Source organism: Aquabacterium sp. (assembly GCF_004297345.1).
In the GTDB taxonomy this organism is placed as follows: domain Bacteria; phylum Pseudomonadota; class Gammaproteobacteria; order Burkholderiales; family Burkholderiaceae_C; genus Aquabacterium.
This window is the reverse complement of sequence record NZ_SCTN01000423.1, coordinates 1-20,490: the sequence shown is the minus strand read 5'-3', so window position 1 is coordinate 20,490 and position 20,490 is coordinate 1. Positions and strand designations below refer to the sequence as shown.

Genomic DNA, 20,490 nt, shown 5'->3' with positions numbered 1-20,490 from the left:
CGTACCAGGGCGGTGTCGGCGATGGCCGGTGTGGCGCCAGCCTGATCAAGCGCATCGTCAAAGCGGCCCATGACGGCCGTGTTGCGGAACCACAGGGCGCGCACCTTGCCAGATTGCCCGCCCAGTGCATAGCTTCGCTCCAACTCGATCTGATCGCCGTGGTGCGAGAACAGGCGGGTGTCCAGCGATTGGCCGTTGGGCACCTTGGGCAGTTCGAAGCGCCCGGCACGCAAGGCCCAATCACCACGGATGTACTCCAGCGCCGCCCCGATCGAGTAGCCCCGGGTGTCTGCCGCAAAGTCATAGGCGCCGTGGGTGAGCAGCGCCCAGTTCATGAACTGGCTGCGGGCGTCGTGCGCGTAGCTGTTGGCATCGAAGATGTCGGATACGGCCAGATTGCCGGCCGTGAGCACCACGCGATCTTTGGGCCGCGAGCCACCCAGCTGGTTGGCATCGGATTCGACCTGCTCACGTTCGTCGCCTAAGGCCCAGTTGTGACGCAGAAACAGGCGGGCTCGGTACAGTTTGGGGTGTGCGCCTGATGTTTTTTGCAGCTCCCCATTGGTGAGGCCACCTAGTCCCGTGAGGTGGGACATGGGCTGGCCTTGCACCAGCTCGGGGTTGTAGTAGGCCTCGGTGTTCTCTCCCAGGCGCAAGCCGGCAAACAGCGTGGCGGAAAAGGAATAGCTCTTTTCTGATTCGGCGACCAGGCTGTTGTCACCGCTGTAGCGGGCATTGAACGCGGGCTTCTTTTGCCAGATATAGGTGGTCTGCGCCTTGACGTTCCAGTCTTCGCTGGCAGGGGGCGTGTCGGCGCGAGCGGGCTGTGAGGCCCACGCGCCCAACAAGGCCAGAGTGAGCAATGATGCGGTACGAGGCGTGGTGGCCATCATGTCTGTGCGGTAGGGCTGCTGCGTGATGGTGCGCAGCTTAACGGCAAGTGACGTCAATGGCATGACAAGGGGCTGCCCGAGCCTTGACGTGCGCAGCACCAGGGCAGCCCACGGGCACAGGATCAGACCGCGCCGACGCCATCCGCCTTGAACATGGCCTTGATGCCCCGCACCGCCTGCCGGATGCGTGGCTCGTTTTCGATCAGGGCAAAGCGCACATGGTCATCGCCATGGTCGCCAAAGCCGATGCCGGGTGACACGCAGACCTTGGCTTTTTCCAGCAACTGCCGAGCAAACTCGAGCGATCCCAGTTCCTTGTAGTGATCGGGGATCTTCGCCCAGATGTACATCGAGGCCTTGGGGCACTCGACATCCCAGCCCGCTTCGCGCAAGCCTTTGACCAGCACATCGCGGCGGCTCTGGTACTTGGCGCAGATCTCCTGCACGCATTGCTGATCGCCCTCCAGTGCGGCAATGGCGGCCACCTGCAGGGGCGTGAAGGTGCCGTAGTCGTGGTAACTCTTGATGCGAGCCAGTGCGGCCACGAGATCTGGGTTGCCCACCATGAAGCCGATGCGCCAGCCGGCCATGTTGTAGCTCTTGCTGAGCGTGAAGAATTCGACGGCGATGTCCTTGGCGCCGGGCACCTGCATGATCGATGGTGCTTTCCAGCCGTCGAACACGATGTCGGCATAGGCCAGGTCATGCACGACGAAGATGTCGTGCTTCTTGGCCAGGGCCACCACACGCTCGAAGAAGTCCAGCTCCACACATTGCGCTGTGGGGTTGGAGGGGAAGCCCAGCACCATCATCTTGGGCTTGGGGTAGCTGCCGCGAATGGCTTTTTCCAGTTCGGCGAAGAAGTCCACGCCGGGTACCAGCGGCACGGAGCGGATGTCTGCGCCCGCGATCACGGCGCCATAGATGTGGATGGGGTACGAAGGATCGGGCACGAGCACGGTGTCGCCGCGGTCCAGCGTGGCCAGCATCAGGTGGGCCAGGCCTTCCTTGGAGCCAATGGTGACGATGGCTTCCTTGTCCGGGTCGATGTCGACCTGGTAGCGGTCTTTGTACCAGTGCGAGATGGCGCGGCGCAAACGCGGGATGCCCTTGGAGGCAGAGTAGCCGTGGGTATCAGGCCGTTGTGCAACTTCGGTGAGCTTGGCGACGATGTGCGGTGGCGTGGCCCCATCGGGGTTGCCCATGCTCATGTCGATGATGTCTTCCCCACGCCTGCGGGCGGCCAGCTTGAGTTCGGCCGTGATGTTGAAGACGTAGGGGGGGAGGCGATCGATGCGCGCAAAGCGGCGCTTGCCTGCAGATGAGGACATGCTGAGAGTCTTTCACGTGAGCGCCCGGAACCGTCCGAGCGACGTGACCGCACGATGGGGTGCGGCCCGCAGCCATCCTAACTGGTTTTGGTGGATCAGTGCGGCTGATTCATGAGCCCTGCTGCATCCGAAGGCGGCGGGCGTGTTCTTCGTCCACGGCATCATCGATCTCGCGCATCACGCCTTCCAGGTCAACGGCCTTGTGCTGGCGTTTGTACTGGCCTGTGAGCACCGTGTCATTGCTCAGCAGACCTTGTTCGTACAGCGACCAGATCTCGGGGCCATATTGGCTGTTCAGCAGATCAGGGGCAAAACCGCCAAAGAAGTTGCGCAGGTTCTCGACATCACGCAGCAGCATGCGTTGCGCGTGGTTGTTGCCGGCTGCATCGACCGCCTGGGGCAGGTCGATGATGACCGGGCCATCGGCCGCCATCAGGATGTTGAACTCCGACAGGTCACCATGCACGATGCCTGCGCACAGCATGCGCACCACTTCCATCAGCAGTGTCTGGTGGTGGGTGCGGGCTTCTTCGGCCGTGAAGAGCACATCGTTGAGGCGCGGGGCCGCATCACCGTGCTCATCGGCCACCAGCTCCATCAGCAACACACCATCGAGGAAGTTGTAGGGCCTGGGTACACGCACACCGGCTGCGGCCAGCCGGTACAAGGCATCGACCTCGGCGCTTTGCCAGGCCGCTTCCTGGGCTTGGCGGCCGAACTTCGTGCCCTTGGCCATGGCACGGGCTTCACGCGAGTTCTTGGTCTTGCGGTTCTCGGTGTAGTCCACCGCCTGCCGGAAGCTGCGTTGGGTGGCTTCCTTGTAGATCTTGGCGCAGCGGGTTTCATCCCCAACGCGCACCACGAACACCATGGCCTCCTTGCCGCTCATGAGCTGGCGCACGACCGAGTCGATCAGGCCCTCTTCCAGCAAGGGCTGCAGTCTGGGTGGGGTCTTCAAAGGTGCACGCGGCGAAGCTCGCCCTGTGTGATGGTCATGTCATGCCTTGTTGATTCAGGCAGCCATGCTAGCCCATGGACGCGACCATGGATTGCGTTTGCTTACATAGAGCCCTCCTAAGGGGGGGCGGCCTTTGTCAGCGAACTCCGTATAGTTCTTCCTTATCAACGGCGGGCACCAAACGACACGCCGATGCCTGTAAGGCATACCGAGGGTGGAGAACTAGAAAAAAAGGGAAAAACGCTGTCATCACCGCGAGGCACAACGCGGGATCGCAGGGGAGGAGAAGCGGCGGACAATGTATCCGCAGCGAATACAAACCGATCGACCAGTGTCGATCGGTTTTTTTTTGCCACGGGTCGATGATGTGCACGCCAGGTCGGCGTTTCAGCCATCAACCGGGTGATCGGGCGTATCGAGCATCAACTGATAGAAGTCGATGTCCAGCCAGCGGCCGAATTTGAAGCCGGCTTGCCTGAGCGTGCCGCTGTGTGCAAAGCCCAGTTCGGTATGAAAGCGCTTGCTGCCTTCGTTGGCGCTGTCGATCACACCAACCAGCATGTGCAGACCTTGCTGCCTGGCTTGTTCAATCAGGGCCGCCATCAATGCGTGGCCCAGCTTGTGGCCGCGACGGGCCTTGTGCACGTAGACCGAGTGTTCAACGGTGTACTTGTAGGCCGGCCAGTTGCGGAAGCTGCCAGAGCTGGCAAAGCCCATCAGCGTGCCGGTGTCGTCCTCCAGCCCCAGGACGGGGTAGCCACCTTGCTGTTTGCTTGCAAACCACTGCTGTATCTGTGTCTGTGTGCGGGGCTGGTAGTCGTACAGCGCCGTCGTGTGGACGATGGCCTCGTTGAGGATGTCAAGGATGGCCTGTGCGTGGCGCTCGGGCGTGCAGTGAACGAGCTTGTGCTTCATGGCCGTGGATGCGTCAGGCCGCAGCGAGCCGCCACAGCGAGGTGATCTCGGCTGCGCGCGCACGGTGCAGGGGATCGCTGGCGTCCTGAGCCTTGGGGTGGCGAGGCTTGGCATCCAGCTTGCCGATGACGCGCAGGCCCGCATCACGTATCCAGCCTTGCAGTTCGTCCGGGGCGCGCAGGCCCAGGTGCTCGGCCAGATCGGACATGATCAGCCAGCCTTCGCCACCTGGAGCGAGGTGCGCTTTCAAGCCAGACAGGAAGCCGCGCAGCATGCGGCTGTCGGGGTCGTAGACAGCGTACTCAATGGGCGAGCTGGGGCGTGCAGGCAGCCAGGGAGGGTTGCAAACGATCAAGGGCGATAGACCTGGCGGGAACAGATCGGCTTCGATCACCTTCACCTGCTTGTCCAGTTGCAGTCGGTGCAGGTTGTCCTTGGCGCAGGCCAGGGCTCGGGCGTCCTGATCGGTGGCGGTGATCCGGTTGATGCCACGGGAGGCCAGTACAGCTGCCAGCACGCCAGAGCCGGTGCCAACGTCCACGGCTTCCTTGATGCCTGCCGGCAAGGGGGCCTGCCTGACCAGATCCACGTACTCGCCCCGTACAGGCGAAAACACGCCGTAATGTGCATGGATACGGGCGGAGCCATGGCCCTTCAATGCCTCGATCGCCACACCCTTCTTGCGCCATTCATGTGCGCCGATCAGGCCCAGGAGTTCGCGCAAGGATGCGACATAGGCTTGGGTGCCTGGACCGTAGCCTTCCATGCAGGCTTGTTGCACATCGGGTGCACGGCGTAGCGGGATCGTGTGATCGGCGTTGAAGGGGATCAGCAACATGCCCAGGATGCGAGCCCGGTGCGCGAGCGCCTGGCGGTGCTTGTGAAATGCATGCCCTGGCTTGGGTGCATCGCCGTCGGGTGCGGGTGATCCGCGTTTGGGGGTTGCGCCCTTTTCAAGCCGCCGCGTCATTGCCTGCAGCAGGTGGCGGGCGTTCTGGAAGTCGCCTGTCCACAGCAGGCCGGTGCCTTCGCAGGCGAGCTTGTAGGCTTTGTCGGCTGGTGTGGTGTCATCCACCAGTTGCACGCGCTTGGGCGCAGGCGCGGCGGCTTCTGAACGCCATATGGCGCTGGCCGGACTGCCGTCTTGCTGGGTCCAGTGGAGATGGGTGTCTGCGCTCATAGGGTGTGGTGCAATTTGAGCGGCAGTGTACGGTAGCGTACCGGCCCACCAGGGCCGCGATGTTTGCATGTGCGTGTGGATGAGTTACCCAAAGCATGACAAGCCATGACAACTGGGGGCGATGTGTCATGGTTCGACATGAAGCGCTTGGGGCGGGATAGGCCAAGACGGTGCAGCGTGCGCTTCAATGCTTGCCATACCAACAGGAACCTTGTTATATGCGCAACTCGTCCACACTCGCCATCTGTATCCTGATGCCTGTTGTGCTGCTGTCCGCTTGCGGCGGCGGCGGCGATACTTCGGGCTCAGGTTCGGATGGCAGTACATCCGCGGCCTCTTCTTCGCAGATTTCGCAGGCGGCGCGCACCCTGGCTGCCCAAACGACAGCCAACAGTCAGCCTTACTGCGTCAGTGCACAGCCTTTCTACTGGGAGGTGGGTGATGCCAACGGCACCAGGGCTTCCGGCTCCACGGGTAGCGGCATCTACACTGCGACCACGCGCTTGTCCATCGCGTCGGCATCCAAATGGATTTATGGCAGCTACGTTGTCCAGAAGCGTGGCGGCGTCCATGGCTTGAACAATGCGGACATCAGTGCCTTGCATTTCACCAGCGGCTACAGCGTCTTTCCATCGGGCGGGTGCAACCCCAACGATACCGTAGGGAGCTGTGATGCGCAGGTCCAGTACGCGGCGGCTACGCTTGATCGGTTTGATTACAGCGGCGGGCACATGCAACGGCACGCGGATCTGGAGATGGGCCTGGGCGCGCTGGATGGGCCGGGGCTGGCCAGCGAGATGCGCACGCAACTGGGCAGCGATCTGAGCTTCACGTTCACTTCGCCGCAGCCGGCTGGAGGCGGCTTCACCAGCGCGGCAGACTACGCCAGCTTGCTGCGCAAGATCATGTCCGGGCAACTGGCCATGCACGATGCCTTGGGTAGCAGCCCTGCCTGCGCGAATCCATTTACTTGCAAGGTACCGGACAACCTCGCCACTTACTCGCCCATCCCCAGCAGTGAGACATGGCATTACTCGATCGGGCATTGGATCGAGGATGACCCTGTTGTGGGTGACGGCAGCTACAGCAGTCCCGGGGCATTCGGCTTCTATCCCTGGATCAGCCACGACCTCAGTACCTACGGGATCGTGGCCCGCCAGGACATGTCGGGCAGCACGATCAGCGATCCGGCGCAAAAGCCATACATGGTGTCGGTCGAATGTGGTCGATTGATTCGCAAGGCCTGGTTCACAGGGCAGGCCATCGTCAATTGACGATGTTTCAGAACAACTCCAGCTCCCCTGCATCGACCAGCTCTTGCGCAGACACCTGTACCTCCTTGAACTCTTCGGGGGACCAACTCAGGTTGAACACCAGGCGCTGGTAGATGCGCACAGGTGGTGAGCTCTGATCATCCAGATCCGTCAGGGTGTACTTGAAGCACAACTGCGGCGTGCTGGAGCCAAACGAGATGTTCTTTTCTTCCAGCATCACCAGCATGGGCACCTGAATCTGCGACATCAAGGTCCGGTACTCGTCACCCACGTAGTGTGATTTGAACGAGCCCCACACCATGTTGGTGATCTCGCCCAGCACATCCGAGATGCGCTGAATCTTGGGTTTCACATAGGGATCACGCGAAGCCGTGTCCAGCTTGAGCGTGCGGTTCTCGCATTGCAGCATCATGTAGCCGCGACACCATTTGCTCTCCAGCGGTACCAGCGTGAACACCTCGCCGCACACGATGGAGTCCTTGACGATGTAAGGCGTTTCGCAGGTCAGGCTGAAGCGCCGGAAGTAGGTCAGCATCGCATCTTCCGTGATGCGCTGAATGCCTCTGACCATGGTGTTGGGGAAGTAGTAGCTGAAGATGAAATCCCGCAGGCTGTGCTTGAGCGCCTCCATGTCATCGATGTGATACGCCGCGCAGAAGCAGCCTTGGGCGCGTTCTGGCAGGCCGTCAAGCGATGCGGTTTGCCTGCGTCGCAGGAAGATGGGCAACTCGGGGCGGATCTTGTGCAGCTTCAGTGCCAGGTCGACGCCGCCTTGCGGCGAGTCGTGATAGCTCTCCGACATCAGGATGCCGCCCAGATCCACATTGGACTTGAGCACGCTCATCACGTTGTCCGAGTGGGTCTTCAAACCGATGAGGTTGTTGTCGACGCAGAACTGCTTGATCAACTCCAGCGTGTCGGCGTTGCCGTCATCAATGATCAGGACTTTGGCAACGACGTTCTCACTTGCATCCATGCTCTACCCCTCTGGCCCGTTCGCTGGGTCGGATCTTAGAAAGAGGGGCCGCCGAGATGCAATGTGTGCCTGGCAATGCGCGGCCGGAATCGCTCAAATTTTGCAGATTTACTGATTTTGACGAGCTGCAGAACGCGATGGCGCGAGAACAAGGCCCTGACAGGTCCGGGGCGTTTGCGCATCAGGGAAAGCATTGCACATTGCGGCAAATGAATGGCCTCGATGGTGAGTGACTTGGGTGGATCGGCCTCCTACGATTTGCCGCCAATCAAGCCAAGCCGATGGGGAGGTCCTGCCGGCGCTATCCATGAACGGGGCCGTCATGACTGCACATCAAGTTCACCGGGTTCTTGCCATTTGCGCGCTGCTTGCAGCAGCAACGCCGTGGGTCCATGCGGCTCAGGATGTCTCTGTTGACGTGAACGTGGCCGTCGCGCCCGCCCGTTGCGGGCCGGGTTCATCGCCGGAAACGGGCTTGCAAGGCCAGGTGCCGTTGCAGGATCGGCTCAATGGCCGCAGCCGGCAAGGCTACAGCTGTAACCTGGAGTTGGTCGGGCAATATCAGGGCGAGGGTACGGGCACGATCAGCGATGTGGGTGGCCGCTGCGCTTACCTGTCGACATCCTCGGCTGGGCGCGGCAAGAAGACATCGCCCGGCGTGCAGGTGGTCGATGCCGCCAACCCTGCCAAGCCTGTGCTGGCGCGTGCGCTGGCCACCCGGGCATTCGAGTTGGGCACCTGGGAGTCGCTCAAGGTCAATGAGGCCGGCACCATGCTGGCGGGCGCGGGCGTCGGGACCTTGCTCGGTGCGGGCAAGCTGGATCTGTACGACATCAGCGATTGCGCCAACCCCCGCTTGCTCAATCGTGCCGACTCCGGTGACTCCTTGCCCGTGACCAATGTGGCCCATGAGGGCGAGTGGTCGCCTGACGGCCAGACGTACTGGACATCCGGTCTGGCTGGCGGCACCTTGAGTGCCATTGACGTCAGCGATCCCGCCAAGCCCAGGAACATCTACTTCGGGGGCTCGTCCATCTTTGTCAACCACGGTATGTCTTTCAATGCCGACGGCACGCGCATGTACCTGGCCAGCATCTTTCCGGCAGGCATGGTGATCCTCGATGTCAGTGACATTCAACATCGCAAGGCATCGAATCGCCGTGTGAGGCAGATCGCCCGCATCACCTGGCAGGATGGCTCAACCACGCAGAGAGCCGTGCCCGTCGCCATCCAGGGGCGGCCTTATCTGATCGCGATTGACGAGGTGGGCGCGCAAAGCCTTGGTGGCGGCATCCGCTTCATCGACATCTCGGATGAAACCAATCCGGTCGTGGTCTCGCACATCCGCCTGGCGATTCAGTTGAAAGAGCACGCGGACGTCGTCAAGCAAGAGAGCGCAGGCAATGGCCTGTTCAAGTACGACGCGCACTACTGCTCGGTGGACAGCAAGGTGAACCCGACGGCGCTGGCATGTGGGTACTTCCAGTCTGGTATCCGCGTGTTTGACATCCGCGATCCGCTCAAGCCCAAGGAGATCGCCTACTTCAATCCGCCGGCTCAAACGGGCAAGGGCTCGCAATTGCCCGGTTCTGACCATGCCATGTCGCCGGCCTTTGGCTCGATCCTCGACAACAAGATCACCGATCCAGCCTTGCTGCAGCTTCAGGCCAGCAACAGCAAGCAGCCTGACTTGACGGCGGACTGGTGTTCGTCTGCGCCCAAGTTTGTCAACGGGCAGCTTTGGGCAACATGCAATGACAACGGCTTCATGATCTTGAGATTCACCAATGGCGCTTATCCAGTTTCCCGTTGAAAGCCAACGAGCCCGAACGCTGACCTTGATCACGATGATCACGCTGGGCGCGGCGGTGATCAGCAGCGTGAGCTGGATGGCGCGATCGGTGCAGCGTGGTAACGCGATCGATTCGCGCATCACGGTCGCATCCACCACAACTGAGGCCGCGTTTGCAAAGCAAGGCCCGGTGGACATCGGCTTTGCGCAAGACATGTCCGTTCACCACGAGCAGGCCTTGACCATGGCCTATCTCGCGCTGAACAAAGCCTCGCCACGCGTGCGCTTGCTGGCGCAAGGCATCGTCACGCAGCAGCTCAAAGAGATCGGCTACATGCAGGGCTGGTTGCTGTTGTGGCAAGCCCCGGGCATGGCACCCGATGATGAGATGCGTTGGATGCGCGACGCTTATGCCAGCGCGGCCCGTCGTGATCTGGCGTACGAGCAGTTCATCGACAGTTGTGCGCAAGGCCATGGCATGCCGGGCATGGCCTCACCGCAAGAGCTGGAGGCCTTGGCGGCAGTCCCATCACCTGCCGCTTTTGATGCGGCCTTTCTGGCCTTGATGGTGCGTCATCATCAGGGCGCTGTGGTGATGGCCCGCTTCGTATCCGAGCATGCGCAACTGGACCTGGTGCGAGGCTTTGCCAGGGCGATGGCCGCCGAGCAGCAGCAGGAGATGGCGCAGATGTTGAGTTGGCTGCGGGCGTCGTGAAATCGACCGCGAGGACAACCCCATTGAATCAGAGGTTGCCCCAGTCATGCCCGGTGCGGTGGCGGGCTGGATGCTAAGCTGGCTCGAACCTTCCTGCCATCCTTCAACTTCAACACACCCTATGCCTTTCCAAGCCGCCATCATCGATCTCGACGGCACCATGGTTGACACCCTGGGCGATTTTGTCGTCGTGCTGCAGCACACCCTGACCGACGTCGGGTGTCACCCTGTTGAGGTCGCGCGTGTTGACCGTGCCTTCATCGAGTTGACCGTGGGCAAGGGCACCGAAGATCTGGTGCGGCGCAGCCTGGCACATGCCTGGGGTTTGTTGCCTGATGATGCGGATGTGACGGGGGCGCTGCCGCAAGCCTTGCATCACTATCACGAGCACTATCCGCGCCTCAATGGCCAGCACTCGGAGGTGTTCCAGGGGGTGCCTGAAGGCCTGCGCCAGTTGCGCGATCTGGGTGTGCCGCTCGCCTGCCTGACCAACAAGCCCACGGCCTTCGCCAAACAACTGCTCGAGCGCAAAGGCCTGCTGGGCTACTTCGATCAGGTGTTTGGTGGCGATGCCTTCGAGCGCAAGAAGCCCGACCCGCTGCCACTGCTCAAGACCTGTGAGGCCTTGGGCACTGCGCCGGCTGCCACCCTCATGGTGGGCGACTCCAGTAACGACGCGCAGGCTGCGCGCGCGGCCGGCTGCGACATCCTGCTGGTGACCTACGGCTACAACCACGGGCACCCTATTCAGGAGGTGCCGGCCGTGGCTCATGTGCCGCGTCTGGACCAAGTCAATTGGCCCGCCGTATTAGGGCGGGCCAATGGCTGATTCAGTGCGCTGAGGGGATGCCTTATTGCAAGGCGTCCAGCACGGGCGGCGCCTTGTAATCGAGCAAGGCGTCCTTCAAATCTTGCGTGACTGGGCGGTTGCCCAGCCAGGTGCGCAGCACGGCAGGGAAGAAGCCCGCATCTTCCAGCGGCAGGCCTGCAGGCTGGCCGTTGACGAAGAACATGGTGCCGCGCTTGGGCACGAACTCGATGGCGAATACGTCGCCCGCATTGAGGCGCTTGATGCGCGAGAACTGCTCGCCCATGGTGCGGATCGAGGGGATCAGCTTGAAGAACTCTTCACGGCTGCTGTTGTTCTCGATGCCCTTGGTGATGACCTTGCCCAGTTCATCCACGCGCATGCCTTGCAGCATCACAAAGCGCAGTTGCTTGGGACCACCCGTGGCGAACACCGCCTCGGCCTTGCTGGCCTTCTGGGGGACATACAGGCCCACCGTGTACAGCTTGGCCACGGCGCGGTAGCTGATGCCACTGCCGTTGATGGTCAGGCTGGTGCCTTCGACCTTGATCGTGGGCGGGTAGTGCACCCCGACCACGTCGGCACTCTGAGCCTGGGCCGCATGGGGGAGCCCCAACGCGATGGCCAGGCCGGTGGTGGCCAGGGCTTGTCGCCCGAAACGGGTCATGGCAGCGAGAGTCAACGACATACGAATACTTATAAGGCGTCCTGTTATGTGAAGCTTGTATGACCACAGGGCCAGATTCGCTTGCGACAGGAACTGTACTGGTAAGAGATTGTTACTCGTTCAACGCGAATCACAATCTGGGTTTGCCCTTGAAGCCATGGCTCACTCAAGGGGGGTACGTTTTGATCATTTGGCGCCAATGGCGCCCTGCTACACTGGATTGATGTTCATCTCGCGCAAACAGACCAAAGGTTCGCACGACCGGGGGGCATGGCCCTGGCGACGCTGACTCCCTTTTCTTGTCGCTCAGTGCGTCGCGATCATAGCGGCGTGCCTTCTCGACAAGGATCCCTCCACGTCACAACCGTAAGAGGGCGTAAACAGAACGGGTGGATCCGCCCCTAAGGGGGTGTTTCACTAGATGACATATGTGGCGCAAAGCCGACTGATGCTGGCGCTGCCGGGCTCGGAGTCCCCAAACCATGATCACTGAACAAGAATTCAATGCCCTGGCCGCACAAGGCCACAACCGCATTCCTCTGGTCGCGCAGGCGCTGGCCGATCTCGACACGCCGCTGTCGCTCTACCTCAAGCTCACCAAGGGGCAGCCGCTGAGCTTCCTGCTGGAGTCCGTGGTGGGGGGCGAGCGCTTTGGCCGCTATTCCTTTGTGGGCTTGCCGGCGCACACGCTGGTGCGCGCAACAGGCCGCCACGTAGAGGTGGTGCGGGATGGTGCGGTGGTTGAAACCTTCGACGGCAACCCGCTGGATTTCATCGCGACCTACCAGCAACGCTTCAAGGTGGCCGTGCCGCAGGGGCTGCCGCGTTTCTGCGGTGGTCTGGCTGGCTACTTTGGCTACGACACCGTGCGCCACATCGAGCAGCGTCTGGCGAAAACGCACAAGCCCGGTGGCATCGGCACGCCTGACATCCTGCTGCTGCAGTGCGAAGAACTGGCTGTCATCGACAACCTGGCCGACCGCCTCTTTCTGATCGTCTATGCGGACCCAACGCAGCCTGGGGCTTATGCGCGGGCTGTTTCCCGCATGGCGCAACTGCAGGCGCAACTCAACGAGGTTGTGCCGGTGCCGCCCATCACGGCAGGCGAGTCTTATCCCGTTGAGCGCCACTTTGCCAAGGCCGATTTCGAGTCGGCCGTGCTCAAGTGCAAGGAATACATCGCTGCGGGCGATTGCATGCAGGTCGTGATTGGCCAGCGCCTGCAAAAGCGCTTTACCGCATCGCCTTTGAGTCTGTACCGTGCGCTGCGTTCGCTCAATCCGAGCCCCTATATGTATTACTACGACATGGGCGATCACCATGTCGTGGGCTCTTCGCCTGAGATCCTGGTGCGCCAGGAGAAGAACAAGGATGGCGGCGAGACGGTCACGATCCGCCCGATCGCCGGCACACGCCCGCGTGGCGCTACGCCCGAGCTGGACGCGGTCAACGAGCAGGAACTGCTGGCCGATCCGAAGGAGCGTGCCGAGCACGTCATGCTGATCGACCTGGCCCGCAACGACATTGGCCGCATTGCCAAGACCGGCTCTGTCAAGGTGACCGAGGCTTTTGGCATCGAGCGCTACTCGCATGTCATGCACATCGTCAGCAATGTGGAAGGCACGCTGAAAGACGGCATGACAGGCCTGGACGTGCTGCGTGCCAGCTTCCCGGCCGGCACCTTGAGTGGCGCGCCCAAGATCCGCGCGATGGAGATCATCGACGAGCTGGAGCCCGTACAGCGCGGCGTTTACGGCGGTGCCGTGGGCTACCTGAGCTTTGCGGGTGACATGGACGTGGCCATTGCCATCCGCACCGGCGTCATCAAGGATCAGACCTTGTATGTGCAAGCGGGCGCTGGCGTGGTGGCCGATTCCGTGCCCGAGCTCGAATGGAAAGAGACCGAGGCCAAAGCCCGCGCCGTGGTGCGGGCGGCCGAGATGGTCGAGCAGGGGTTGTGATCCTCACCTAAGTGCTGACGGCGTGCTGGTTGATCGATTGCCAGCGACGCCTGGCAGGGCTGTTTCAGCGCGTACCCAGGCGCTCACGCAACCAGGTCTGGGCCGGCATTTCGATGGCCTGATACACCAGGATGGACAGGCCGAAAACGCCGGCGATGTAGGCAAGCAGCCATGCAGGCTCTTGCAGCGGCAGCGCGAATCCCAGGCTGGATGACAGGCAGACCAGCAAGAGCTGAATGGGGTAGTGCAGCAAGTAGCTGGCGTAGGTCGTGTTGCCCAGACGGCTGATCCATTTCGTGGCCCAGGGCGATTGCGGCTTCACCCAGTCCAGCAGCAACAGCAGGGTGACAGGTGTGAGCAGCGCCACGTAGAAGACGGGCTTGAGTTTGCCGCTGGACACGATCACCGTAGCGATGGCCACGGCCAGCAGGCCCAGCATGTGCACGGCCTGTTGCTGCCAGCGTGGGCGTGCCAGCAGCGCAGTGTGTGCCATGTGCGTCAAGCCGCCCAGATAGAAGAAGAATACGCACTGCACGAGCGGATGGTCCGTGACTTTGAGTGCATAGACGACGGCCGCTGCGCCCATGATGCCCATTGCTTGCCACCAACGGGTCAGGCCCAGTTTGCACAACACGAAAAACAGCGCATAAACCAGTACCTCGATCGAGATGCTCCAGATGGGGCCATTGAAGGAACTTTGGTCTACGCCCAGCCAGTCACTGGCCATGAACAGCTGCATGATGAAATGTGGCCAGTCGTTGTGCTTGTACACAAAGTCGACGCCGTGCATTTGTCGGTACCAGAAGCCCAGGCCAACCACGGCCATCAGGGTCAGGAAGTGCAAGGGGTACAGGCGGGAAAAACGCAACACGGTGAAGCGACGTGCATTGACCTTGCCGTCGGCCACGGGCTGGGCGTACTTCCAGAAAAAGATGAATCCGGACAGAGCCCAGAATGCCTGTACTCCCAGGCGCCCTACTTCATAGAAAGGCTTGAAGAGTCCGTACAGGGGTTGGTGGCTCGTTTCGAAACCGACCGGGACGTTGCCCTGGAAAAAGAAATGCTGGTAGTGCCACAGCAGAACCGATATCGCGCAAGCAAACCGCAGCAGTTCTGGGCCTAACAAGGCATGGGGATTGGCGGGGGTGTGGGCGGCAGAACGTTTCATGGCGCCTATCTTTGCATGAGGCCGCGCCTGTGCCCTCCCTCGGTTTGAGCGGCTCTGTAATGAAACGTTGGCGCGCGACAACCTCGGCGAAGGATGTGGCCAGTTGCGTGATGCCTTAGTGGGTTCTCAGGCGCTGCCGCAACCAGGCTTGCGCTGGCATCTCGATGATGCGGTAGACAAGGCTGGCCAGGCCGAACACGCAGACGAGGTAAGCAAGCACCCAGGCGGGTTCGTGCAGTGGCAGGGTAAAGCCCAGGCTGGTCGTCAGGCAGGCCAGCAGCAACTGCAGCGGGAAGTGCAGCAGGTAGCTGGCGTAGGTGGTGTTGCCCAGCCGGTTGATCCAGCGGATGGCAGCGGCTGAGCGGGGCTGCACCCAGTCCAGCAGCACGATCAGCGCCACGGGGGTCAGCACGGCCACGTAGAACATGGCGCGCAGCTTGCCGCTCATCAGCAGCATGGTGCCTGCAGCCACAGCCAACAGACCTGCCGCTTGGGCTGCGTATTGCTGCAACGGGGGCCGTTTGATCAAGGCCTCGTGCGCCAGATGCGTCAAGGCACCAAGGTAGAAGAAGAACACGCACAGCACGATCGGGTGCGCCGTGAGCTTGAGCGCATAGGCCACCGCTGCGGCTCCGATCAGGCCCAGCACCTGCCACCAGCGCGTCAGCCCCAGTTTGCACAAGGCAAAGAACAGCGCATAGACCAGTACTTCGATCGAGATGCTCCAGATCGGGCCGTTGAAGGACCACTCGCTGCGCCCTGGCCAATCGCTGGCCATGAACAGTTGCAAGGCGAAGTGGCCCCAGTCGTTGTACTGGTAGACATAGTCGCTGCCGTGCAGATGCCGGTACCACAGCCCCAGCGCAGCCGCGATCAGCAAGGTCAGCAGATGCAGGGGATACAGGCGTGAAAAACGCAGCACGGCAAAGCGCCGTGTGCTGACCCGACCCTGGGCCACGGGCTGGGCGTATTTCCAGAAGAAGATGAAGCCCGACAGGGCCCAGAAAGCCTGCACACCTAGCCAGCCCGCTTCGTAAAATGGCTTGAGCCACGCGTACAGCGGCTGCGCGGTGGTCTCAAAGCCCACCGGTGCATTGCCTTGATAAAAGAAGTGCTGGTAATGCCACAGCAGCACCGACACCGCGCAGGCAAAGCGCATCAGCTCCAGACCCAGCAAAGCGTGTGCAGGGTGGTCTGCGTGTGTGGCGGGTCGTTTCATGGCGCGCATCTTGGCATGAGCCTGCGAGCCCCCGGCCATGGCGAGCCCCCTCAATCAGGGCGGGCTGCGCCATGTAGAATCATCCGCATGCAGCAACCCTCGGACTTTTCTCGCCTGGACGCACGTTGGTGGCGGTGACGCCAATCCGACACTGCATGACCGTGTGCGCACCTCTCCCCGGTGCGCGTCGACAGAAAAAAGCGGTCTCCGAGGGGGAATTCCGAGGGATGGTGCAAGACCTCCCATGACTCACATCCCGATTCAGGATAGTGCCCATGCTGCTCATGATCGATAACTACGACAGCTTCACCTTCAACCTCGTGCAGTACTTCTGCGAACTGGGTGAAGAGGTCAAGGTGTTCCGCAACGACGAGATCACGCTCGACGAGATCGCCGCGCTCAAGCCCGATCGCCTCGTGCTCTCGCCCGGCCCCTGTTCGCCTGCCGAAGCCGGCATCTGCGTTTCTGCCCTGCAACGCTTCACCGGTCAGTTGCCCATCCTGGGCGTGTGCCTGGGCCATCAGAGCATTGGTGCGGCCCTGGGTGGCAAGGTGATTCGCGCGCATGAGCAGATGCACGGCAAGACCAGCATCATCACGACCGATGAACAGGGTGTGTATGCCGGCCTGCCGCGGCAGTTCACCGTGATTCGCTACCACTCGCTGGCTATCGAGCGCGAGACTTTGCCCGACTGCCTGGAGGTCACCTCCTGGACGGACGACGGCGAGATCATGGGCGTGCGCCACAAGGGCCCGCAGACGGACAAGAACTTCGCACCGCTCGAAGGCGTGCAGTTCCACCCTGAATCCATCCTGACCGAGCATGGTCACGCCATGCTGGCCAACTTCCTGAAGATGTAATCAAGGTTGTCGACATGTCCCAGCTGAGCGATCAACAGGCCTTGCAGCGCGTCATCGAGCACCGCGAGATCTTCCACGATGAGATGCTGGGCCTGATGCGCCGCATCATGAGTGGCGAGATGTCGCCCGTGATCATGGCGGCCTTCATCACCGGCTTGCGCGTCAAGAAGGAAACGGTGGGCGAGATCACCGCGGCGGCGCAGGTCATGCGCGAGCTGGCCACGCCGGTGCACGTGTCCAACAAGCTGCATCTGGTGGACCTGTGCGGCACAGGTGGCGACGGCCAGCACACTTTCAATATCTCGACCACGGCGATGTTCGTGGCCGCAGCAGCGGGTGCACGCGTGGCCAAGCATGGCGGGCGCAGCGTGTCGTCCAGCACCGGCAGTGCCGATGTGCTGGAGGCCTTGGGCGCGCGCATCAACCTGTCGCCCGAGCAAGTGGCGCAGGCGCTGGCGGCATCCAGCATTGGCTTCATGTTTGCGCCCAATCACCATGGCGCCATGAAGCACGCGGCGCCGGTGCGCAAGGAACTGGGCATTCGCACCTTGTTCAACATCCTGGGCCCTTTGACCAACCCGGCTGGTGCGCCCAATCAATTGATGGGCGTGTTCCATCCTGATCTGGTTGGCATCATGGCCCGTGTGTTGCAGCGCCTGGGCTCTGACCACGTGATGGTGGTGCATGGCTGCGATGGCCTCGACGAGATCACGCTGGCTGGCGACACCTTGGTGGCTGAACTCAAGGACGGCGAGGTGCGCGAATACCGTATCAACCCGGGCCAGTTCGGCCTGGCCGAGCATGATGGCTCGATGCTCAAGGCGCAAAACCGTGAGATGTCGGTCGGCATCGTGCGGCGTGTGCTGGACAACGAACCCGGCCCTGCGCGCGACATCGTCTTGCTCAACGCGGGGGCGGCGCTTTATGTGGCCAATGTGGCTGATTCATTGGGCGATGGCATCGAGCGTGCCCGCGAAGCCATTGCCAGCGGCCGCGCCGGCGAGGCCTTGTTCAACTTTGTGCAGACGACGCAGGGTCTGGCTGCCCAGCAGCAGGTTTGAGCGCCGCACCCGACTTGCGTGGCTGCGTGGCCAGCGCTTGCGGGTTGAGGGCGCAGCGGTTGCGTCCGGCCTGCTTGGCCTGGTAGAGCAATTTGTCTGCCGCGTTCAATAGGGCTTGGGGCGGCAGATCGATGGTCGGCACCACGCTGGCCAGGCCAATGCTCACGGTCAGCGGGATGCGTTGGCCGTTGTGCTGGAAGTCCAGCGCCTGTACGCCCAGCCTTATGGTTTCCGCAATGTGTGCAGCGCCCACGGTATGGGTCTGCGGTAGCAGCACCAGGAACTCTTCCCCGCCATAGCGCACGGCATGGTCGCCGGGGCGTTGCACCGTGTGGGCGATCACCTCGGCCACCAGCCGGATGGCTTCGTCGCCCGCAAGGTGGCCGTAGTCGTCGTTGACGCGCTTGAAGTGGTCCACATCGATCATCAGCACCGATACGGGCGTGTGCCAGCGTTGAGCCAGACGCCAGACCTCGGGCATGCGTTCAGACAGGAACATGCGGTTCTTCAAGCCGGTCAGCGCATCTTGTTCGGTCAACTCCTGCAGCCGCTCGTTGGCCTTGGTTAACTCGTCCATGGCCTTGTCCAGATCCCGTGTGCGTTCTTGCACACGGTGTTCCAGCTCCGTGGCATGCGCCATTTGCAGTCTTTCGTTTTCTTCGCGTGCGAGTTTGACCCGGTGTGCCAGTGCAAATGACAGCAGCGTGAACTCCAGCATCGAGCCGATCTGCATGCTGTACTCGGTCAGGAAGTTGCGCTGCACGATGCCAAACATGTGCACAGCCGTCAGCAACACGCCGAGCAAGAGCACGGTGAACGCGGCCAGGAAGTAGCGCGCCTGTTGTACGCCTTGCCGCAGCAGGCCGACCGAGATGATCAGCAGCAAGACTGGCGTGACGATGGTCGCCAGGGTCACGATCTTGATCGGGATGGCGTAGGGCAGGACCAGGCTTCCCGGTGCCACGATCAGATACAGCCATTGAAGGCCACGCATGGCCAGGTCTGCCCGGGGCCGGTACGCTTGCAAATTGAGAAACTGCCGGCTGAACAGCACCAGAGACCAGCCCGCCAGCCCCATGAAGATGGGCGCGGCGTGGTTGCCCCAGTTCGGATGGTCGGGCCAGAGCGTCTCGAAAGCCAGGCCGCTGAGCGTGTACTGCGCCAGGCCGAACATGCTGATGTAGACCACGTAGTACACATAGGCCTTGTCACGCAGGGAAAGGCTCAGTAGCAGGTTGTAGGCCAGCATGGCCAGCAGCGCTCCGCTGTAGATGCCCAGCAGTAACTGCTCGACACGTGCGTGGTGCTCGTAGTGGGACGGGGTGCTCACTTCGAGCGGGGCCTGCAGCGAGCCTTGGCCTTGTACACGCACATACAGCTGCACGTGGTCGCCCTGCTGGAGCTTGAGCTTGAAGTAGAAGTTGCGGTTTTCCAGCGAGCGGGTGTTGAAGGGACGGCGGTCGCCGCTGGCATGGTGCTGCACCCGGCCATCTGGCCACACCACGTAGATGTCCAGATAGTCCAGCAGGGGATAGCGCATGCCCAGCAGCCAGTCTTGTTGCTGGCTTGCCTGGTTGATCAGCTCACCGTGCAGCCACAAGGCCGAGCGGCTGTAGCCGAAGTTCAGGTTGTCGCTGTGGCGGTCTTCCCAGCGGCTGTCCTGGCGGTGCGCTTCGACATCGGCCAGGCTCATGCGCCCTGTAGCGTCGTCCAGTACCCGCAAATGCCGACCGATGGCCAGGCTGGTGAACTGATCGTCCAGCTTGACGGCATCGGCCCAGGCGCCCGCCGCCAGCAAGCTCATCAGCGTGAGGGCCAGGCAGCGAATCCAGCAACGGTGAAAAAATGCCCACGCCAATGCACAAACTTCCGAACGGGGGGATCCGTCCTTATCGGCAGAAAGTTGTGAAGACGAAGCCATAAATCGCTATGACCGGTCGCCTTTCACGCCCGCCACCACGCGTGGGCGCCAAACGCGGATAATTCAGGCCTGACCGAACCAACATCCGCCCATGTCCGACATCCTCAACAAGATCGTTGCCGTCAAGCACGAAGAAATCGCCGCCGCGCTTCAGCGCAAGTCCTTGGGTGCCGTGAGGGCCGAAGCCGAAGCACGCAACCGCGATCTGGCCGACGTGCGTGACTTTGTTGGCGCTTTGCGTAGCAAGATCGCCGCAGGCCAGGCGGGTGTGATTGCCGAAGTGAAAAAGGCCAGCCCCAGCAAGGGCGTGCTGCGCGAGCATTTCGTGCCCGCTGAGATCGCGGCCAGCTATGCCAGCCACGGCGCCGCTTGCTTGAGCGTGCTGACGGATGCCCAGTTCTTCCAGGGCCGCGAGCAGTACCTGCAGGAGGCGCGTGCGGCCTGTGCCTTGCCCGTGCTACGCAAGGACTTCATGGTGGACGCCTACCAGGTGTACGAGGCCCGGGCCATGGGTGCCGACTGCATCTTGCTGATCGCCGCTTGCCTGGACGATGCGCAGATGGCCGATCTGGAAGCCTGCGCCTTCGAGTTGGGGATGGCGGTGTTGGTTGAGGTGCACGACGGCATCGAGCTGGATCGTGCGCTCAAGCTCAAGACGCCGATGGTCGGCATCAACAACCGCAATCTGCGCACGTTCGAGGTCACGCTCGATACCACGCTGGGCCTGCTCGACCGCGTGCCGGCTGATCGCCTGCTTGTCACCGAGTCCGGCATCCTGGGCGCGGCTGATG

At 61.9% G+C, this 20,490-nt stretch carries 17 protein-coding genes and 1 pseudogene; 8 read left to right on the top strand and 10 right to left on the bottom strand.

Annotated features, from left to right (window positions below):
• From EPO09_RS16360 to EPO09_RS16340, 5 genes and pseudogenes are all read right to left on the bottom strand, one after another.
• Positions 1–956, bottom strand: a pseudogene (locus EPO09_RS16360) (carbohydrate porin); the annotation flags it as partial.
• Between the two features lie 59 nt (positions 957–1,015).
• Complete coding sequence (alaC, locus tag EPO09_RS16355) at positions 1,016–2,224, bottom strand: alanine transaminase (RefSeq protein ID WP_290644513.1); 1,209 nt, start codon at positions 2,222–2,224, stop codon at positions 1,016–1,018.
• Positions 2,225–2,333: 109 nt separating this feature from the next.
• Positions 2,334–3,182: a PA4780 family RIO1-like protein kinase gene (locus EPO09_RS16350; RefSeq protein WP_290644511.1), complete on the bottom strand. Its 849-nt coding sequence runs from the start codon at positions 3,180–3,182 to the stop codon at positions 2,334–2,336.
• A 387-nt stretch (positions 3,183–3,569) separates the two neighbouring features.
• Entirely contained in the window at positions 3,570–4,097 is a 528-nt protein-coding gene (locus EPO09_RS16345) for a GNAT family N-acetyltransferase (protein ID WP_290644509.1), read from the bottom strand.
• Between the two features lie 13 nt (positions 4,098–4,110).
• Entirely contained in the window at positions 4,111–5,277 is a 1,167-nt protein-coding gene (locus EPO09_RS16340; protein ID WP_290644507.1) for a class I SAM-dependent methyltransferase, read from the bottom strand.
• A gap of 218 nt (positions 5,278–5,495) precedes the next feature.
• On the opposite strand from EPO09_RS16340, the gene EPO09_RS16335 reads away from it, so the two are divergent.
• Positions 5,496–6,551, top strand: a complete 1,056-nt coding sequence (locus tag EPO09_RS16335) for a hypothetical protein (protein ID WP_290644505.1) — start codon at positions 5,496–5,498, stop codon at positions 6,549–6,551.
• Positions 6,552–6,558: 7 nt separating this feature from the next.
• Here EPO09_RS16335 and EPO09_RS16330 read toward each other — a convergent pair whose 3' ends face one another.
• Complete coding sequence (locus tag EPO09_RS16330) at positions 6,559–7,527, bottom strand: chemotaxis protein CheX (protein ID WP_290644503.1); 969 nt, start codon at positions 7,525–7,527, stop codon at positions 6,559–6,561.
• A gap of 418 nt (positions 7,528–7,945) precedes the next feature.
• On the opposite strand from EPO09_RS16330, the gene EPO09_RS16325 reads away from it, so the two are divergent.
• The 3 genes from EPO09_RS16325 (at position 7,946) to EPO09_RS16315 (ending at position 10,863) form a co-directional block, all read left to right on the top strand.
• Entirely contained in the window at positions 7,946–9,340 is a 1,395-nt protein-coding gene (locus tag EPO09_RS16325) for a hypothetical protein (RefSeq protein WP_290644501.1), read from the top strand.
• A gap of 34 nt (positions 9,341–9,374) precedes the next feature.
• Positions 9,375–10,034 (top strand): DUF305 domain-containing protein, encoded by a 660-nt coding sequence (locus EPO09_RS16320; protein ID WP_290644517.1) that lies wholly within the window; start codon positions 9,375–9,377, stop codon positions 10,032–10,034.
• Positions 10,035–10,155: 121 nt separating this feature from the next.
• On the top strand, positions 10,156–10,863 hold the full coding sequence (locus tag EPO09_RS16315) for an HAD-IA family hydrolase (RefSeq protein ID WP_290644499.1): 708 nt from the start codon (positions 10,156–10,158) through the stop codon (positions 10,861–10,863).
• A gap of 22 nt (positions 10,864–10,885) precedes the next feature.
• Here EPO09_RS16315 and EPO09_RS16310 read toward each other — a convergent pair whose 3' ends face one another.
• Positions 10,886–11,530 carry a chalcone isomerase family protein gene (locus tag EPO09_RS16310; RefSeq protein ID WP_290644497.1) on the bottom strand — a complete coding sequence of 215 codons (645 nt, stop codon included), beginning with the start codon at positions 11,528–11,530 and terminating at the stop codon, positions 10,886–10,888.
• A gap of 461 nt (positions 11,531–11,991) precedes the next feature.
• Here EPO09_RS16310 and trpE point away from each other — a divergent pair, with 461 nt between their 5' ends.
• On the top strand, positions 11,992–13,470 hold the full coding sequence (gene trpE / locus EPO09_RS16305) for an anthranilate synthase component I (RefSeq protein WP_290644495.1): 1,479 nt from the start codon (positions 11,992–11,994) through the stop codon (positions 13,468–13,470).
• A 64-nt stretch (positions 13,471–13,534) separates the two neighbouring features.
• Here trpE and EPO09_RS16300 read toward each other — a convergent pair whose 3' ends face one another.
• Together EPO09_RS16300 and EPO09_RS16295 are read right to left on the bottom strand one after the other, a co-directional pair.
• Positions 13,535–14,638, bottom strand: a complete 1,104-nt coding sequence (locus tag EPO09_RS16300; protein WP_290644493.1) for an acyltransferase — start codon at positions 14,636–14,638, stop codon at positions 13,535–13,537.
• A gap of 115 nt (positions 14,639–14,753) precedes the next feature.
• A complete protein-coding gene (locus tag EPO09_RS16295) occupies positions 14,754–15,857 on the bottom strand; it encodes an acyltransferase (protein WP_290644491.1) in 1,104 nt (367 codons plus the stop codon).
• Between the two features lie 275 nt (positions 15,858–16,132).
• Here EPO09_RS16295 and EPO09_RS16290 point away from each other — a divergent pair, with 275 nt between their 5' ends.
• Both EPO09_RS16290 and trpD read left to right on the top strand, forming a co-directional pair.
• On the top strand, positions 16,133–16,717 hold the full coding sequence (locus tag EPO09_RS16290) for an aminodeoxychorismate/anthranilate synthase component II (RefSeq protein ID WP_290644489.1): 585 nt from the start codon (positions 16,133–16,135) through the stop codon (positions 16,715–16,717).
• A gap of 14 nt (positions 16,718–16,731) precedes the next feature.
• The gene (gene trpD / locus EPO09_RS16285) at positions 16,732–17,778 is read left to right on the top strand and encodes an anthranilate phosphoribosyltransferase (protein WP_290644487.1); all 1,047 of its coding nucleotides are present in this window, start codon (positions 16,732–16,734) and stop codon (positions 17,776–17,778) included.
• Here trpD and EPO09_RS16280 read toward each other — a convergent pair.
• Entirely contained in the window at positions 17,729–19,582 is a 1,854-nt protein-coding gene (locus tag EPO09_RS16280; protein ID WP_290644485.1) for a 7TM diverse intracellular signaling domain-containing protein, read from the bottom strand. The genes trpD and EPO09_RS16280 overlap by 50 nt on opposite strands.
• 208 nt (positions 19,583–19,790) lie before the next feature.
• On the opposite strand from EPO09_RS16280, the gene trpC reads away from it, so the two are divergent.
• The coding region (trpC, locus tag EPO09_RS16275) for an indole-3-glycerol phosphate synthase TrpC (protein ID WP_290644483.1) at positions 19,791–20,490 on the top strand (700 nt) is incomplete at its 3' end.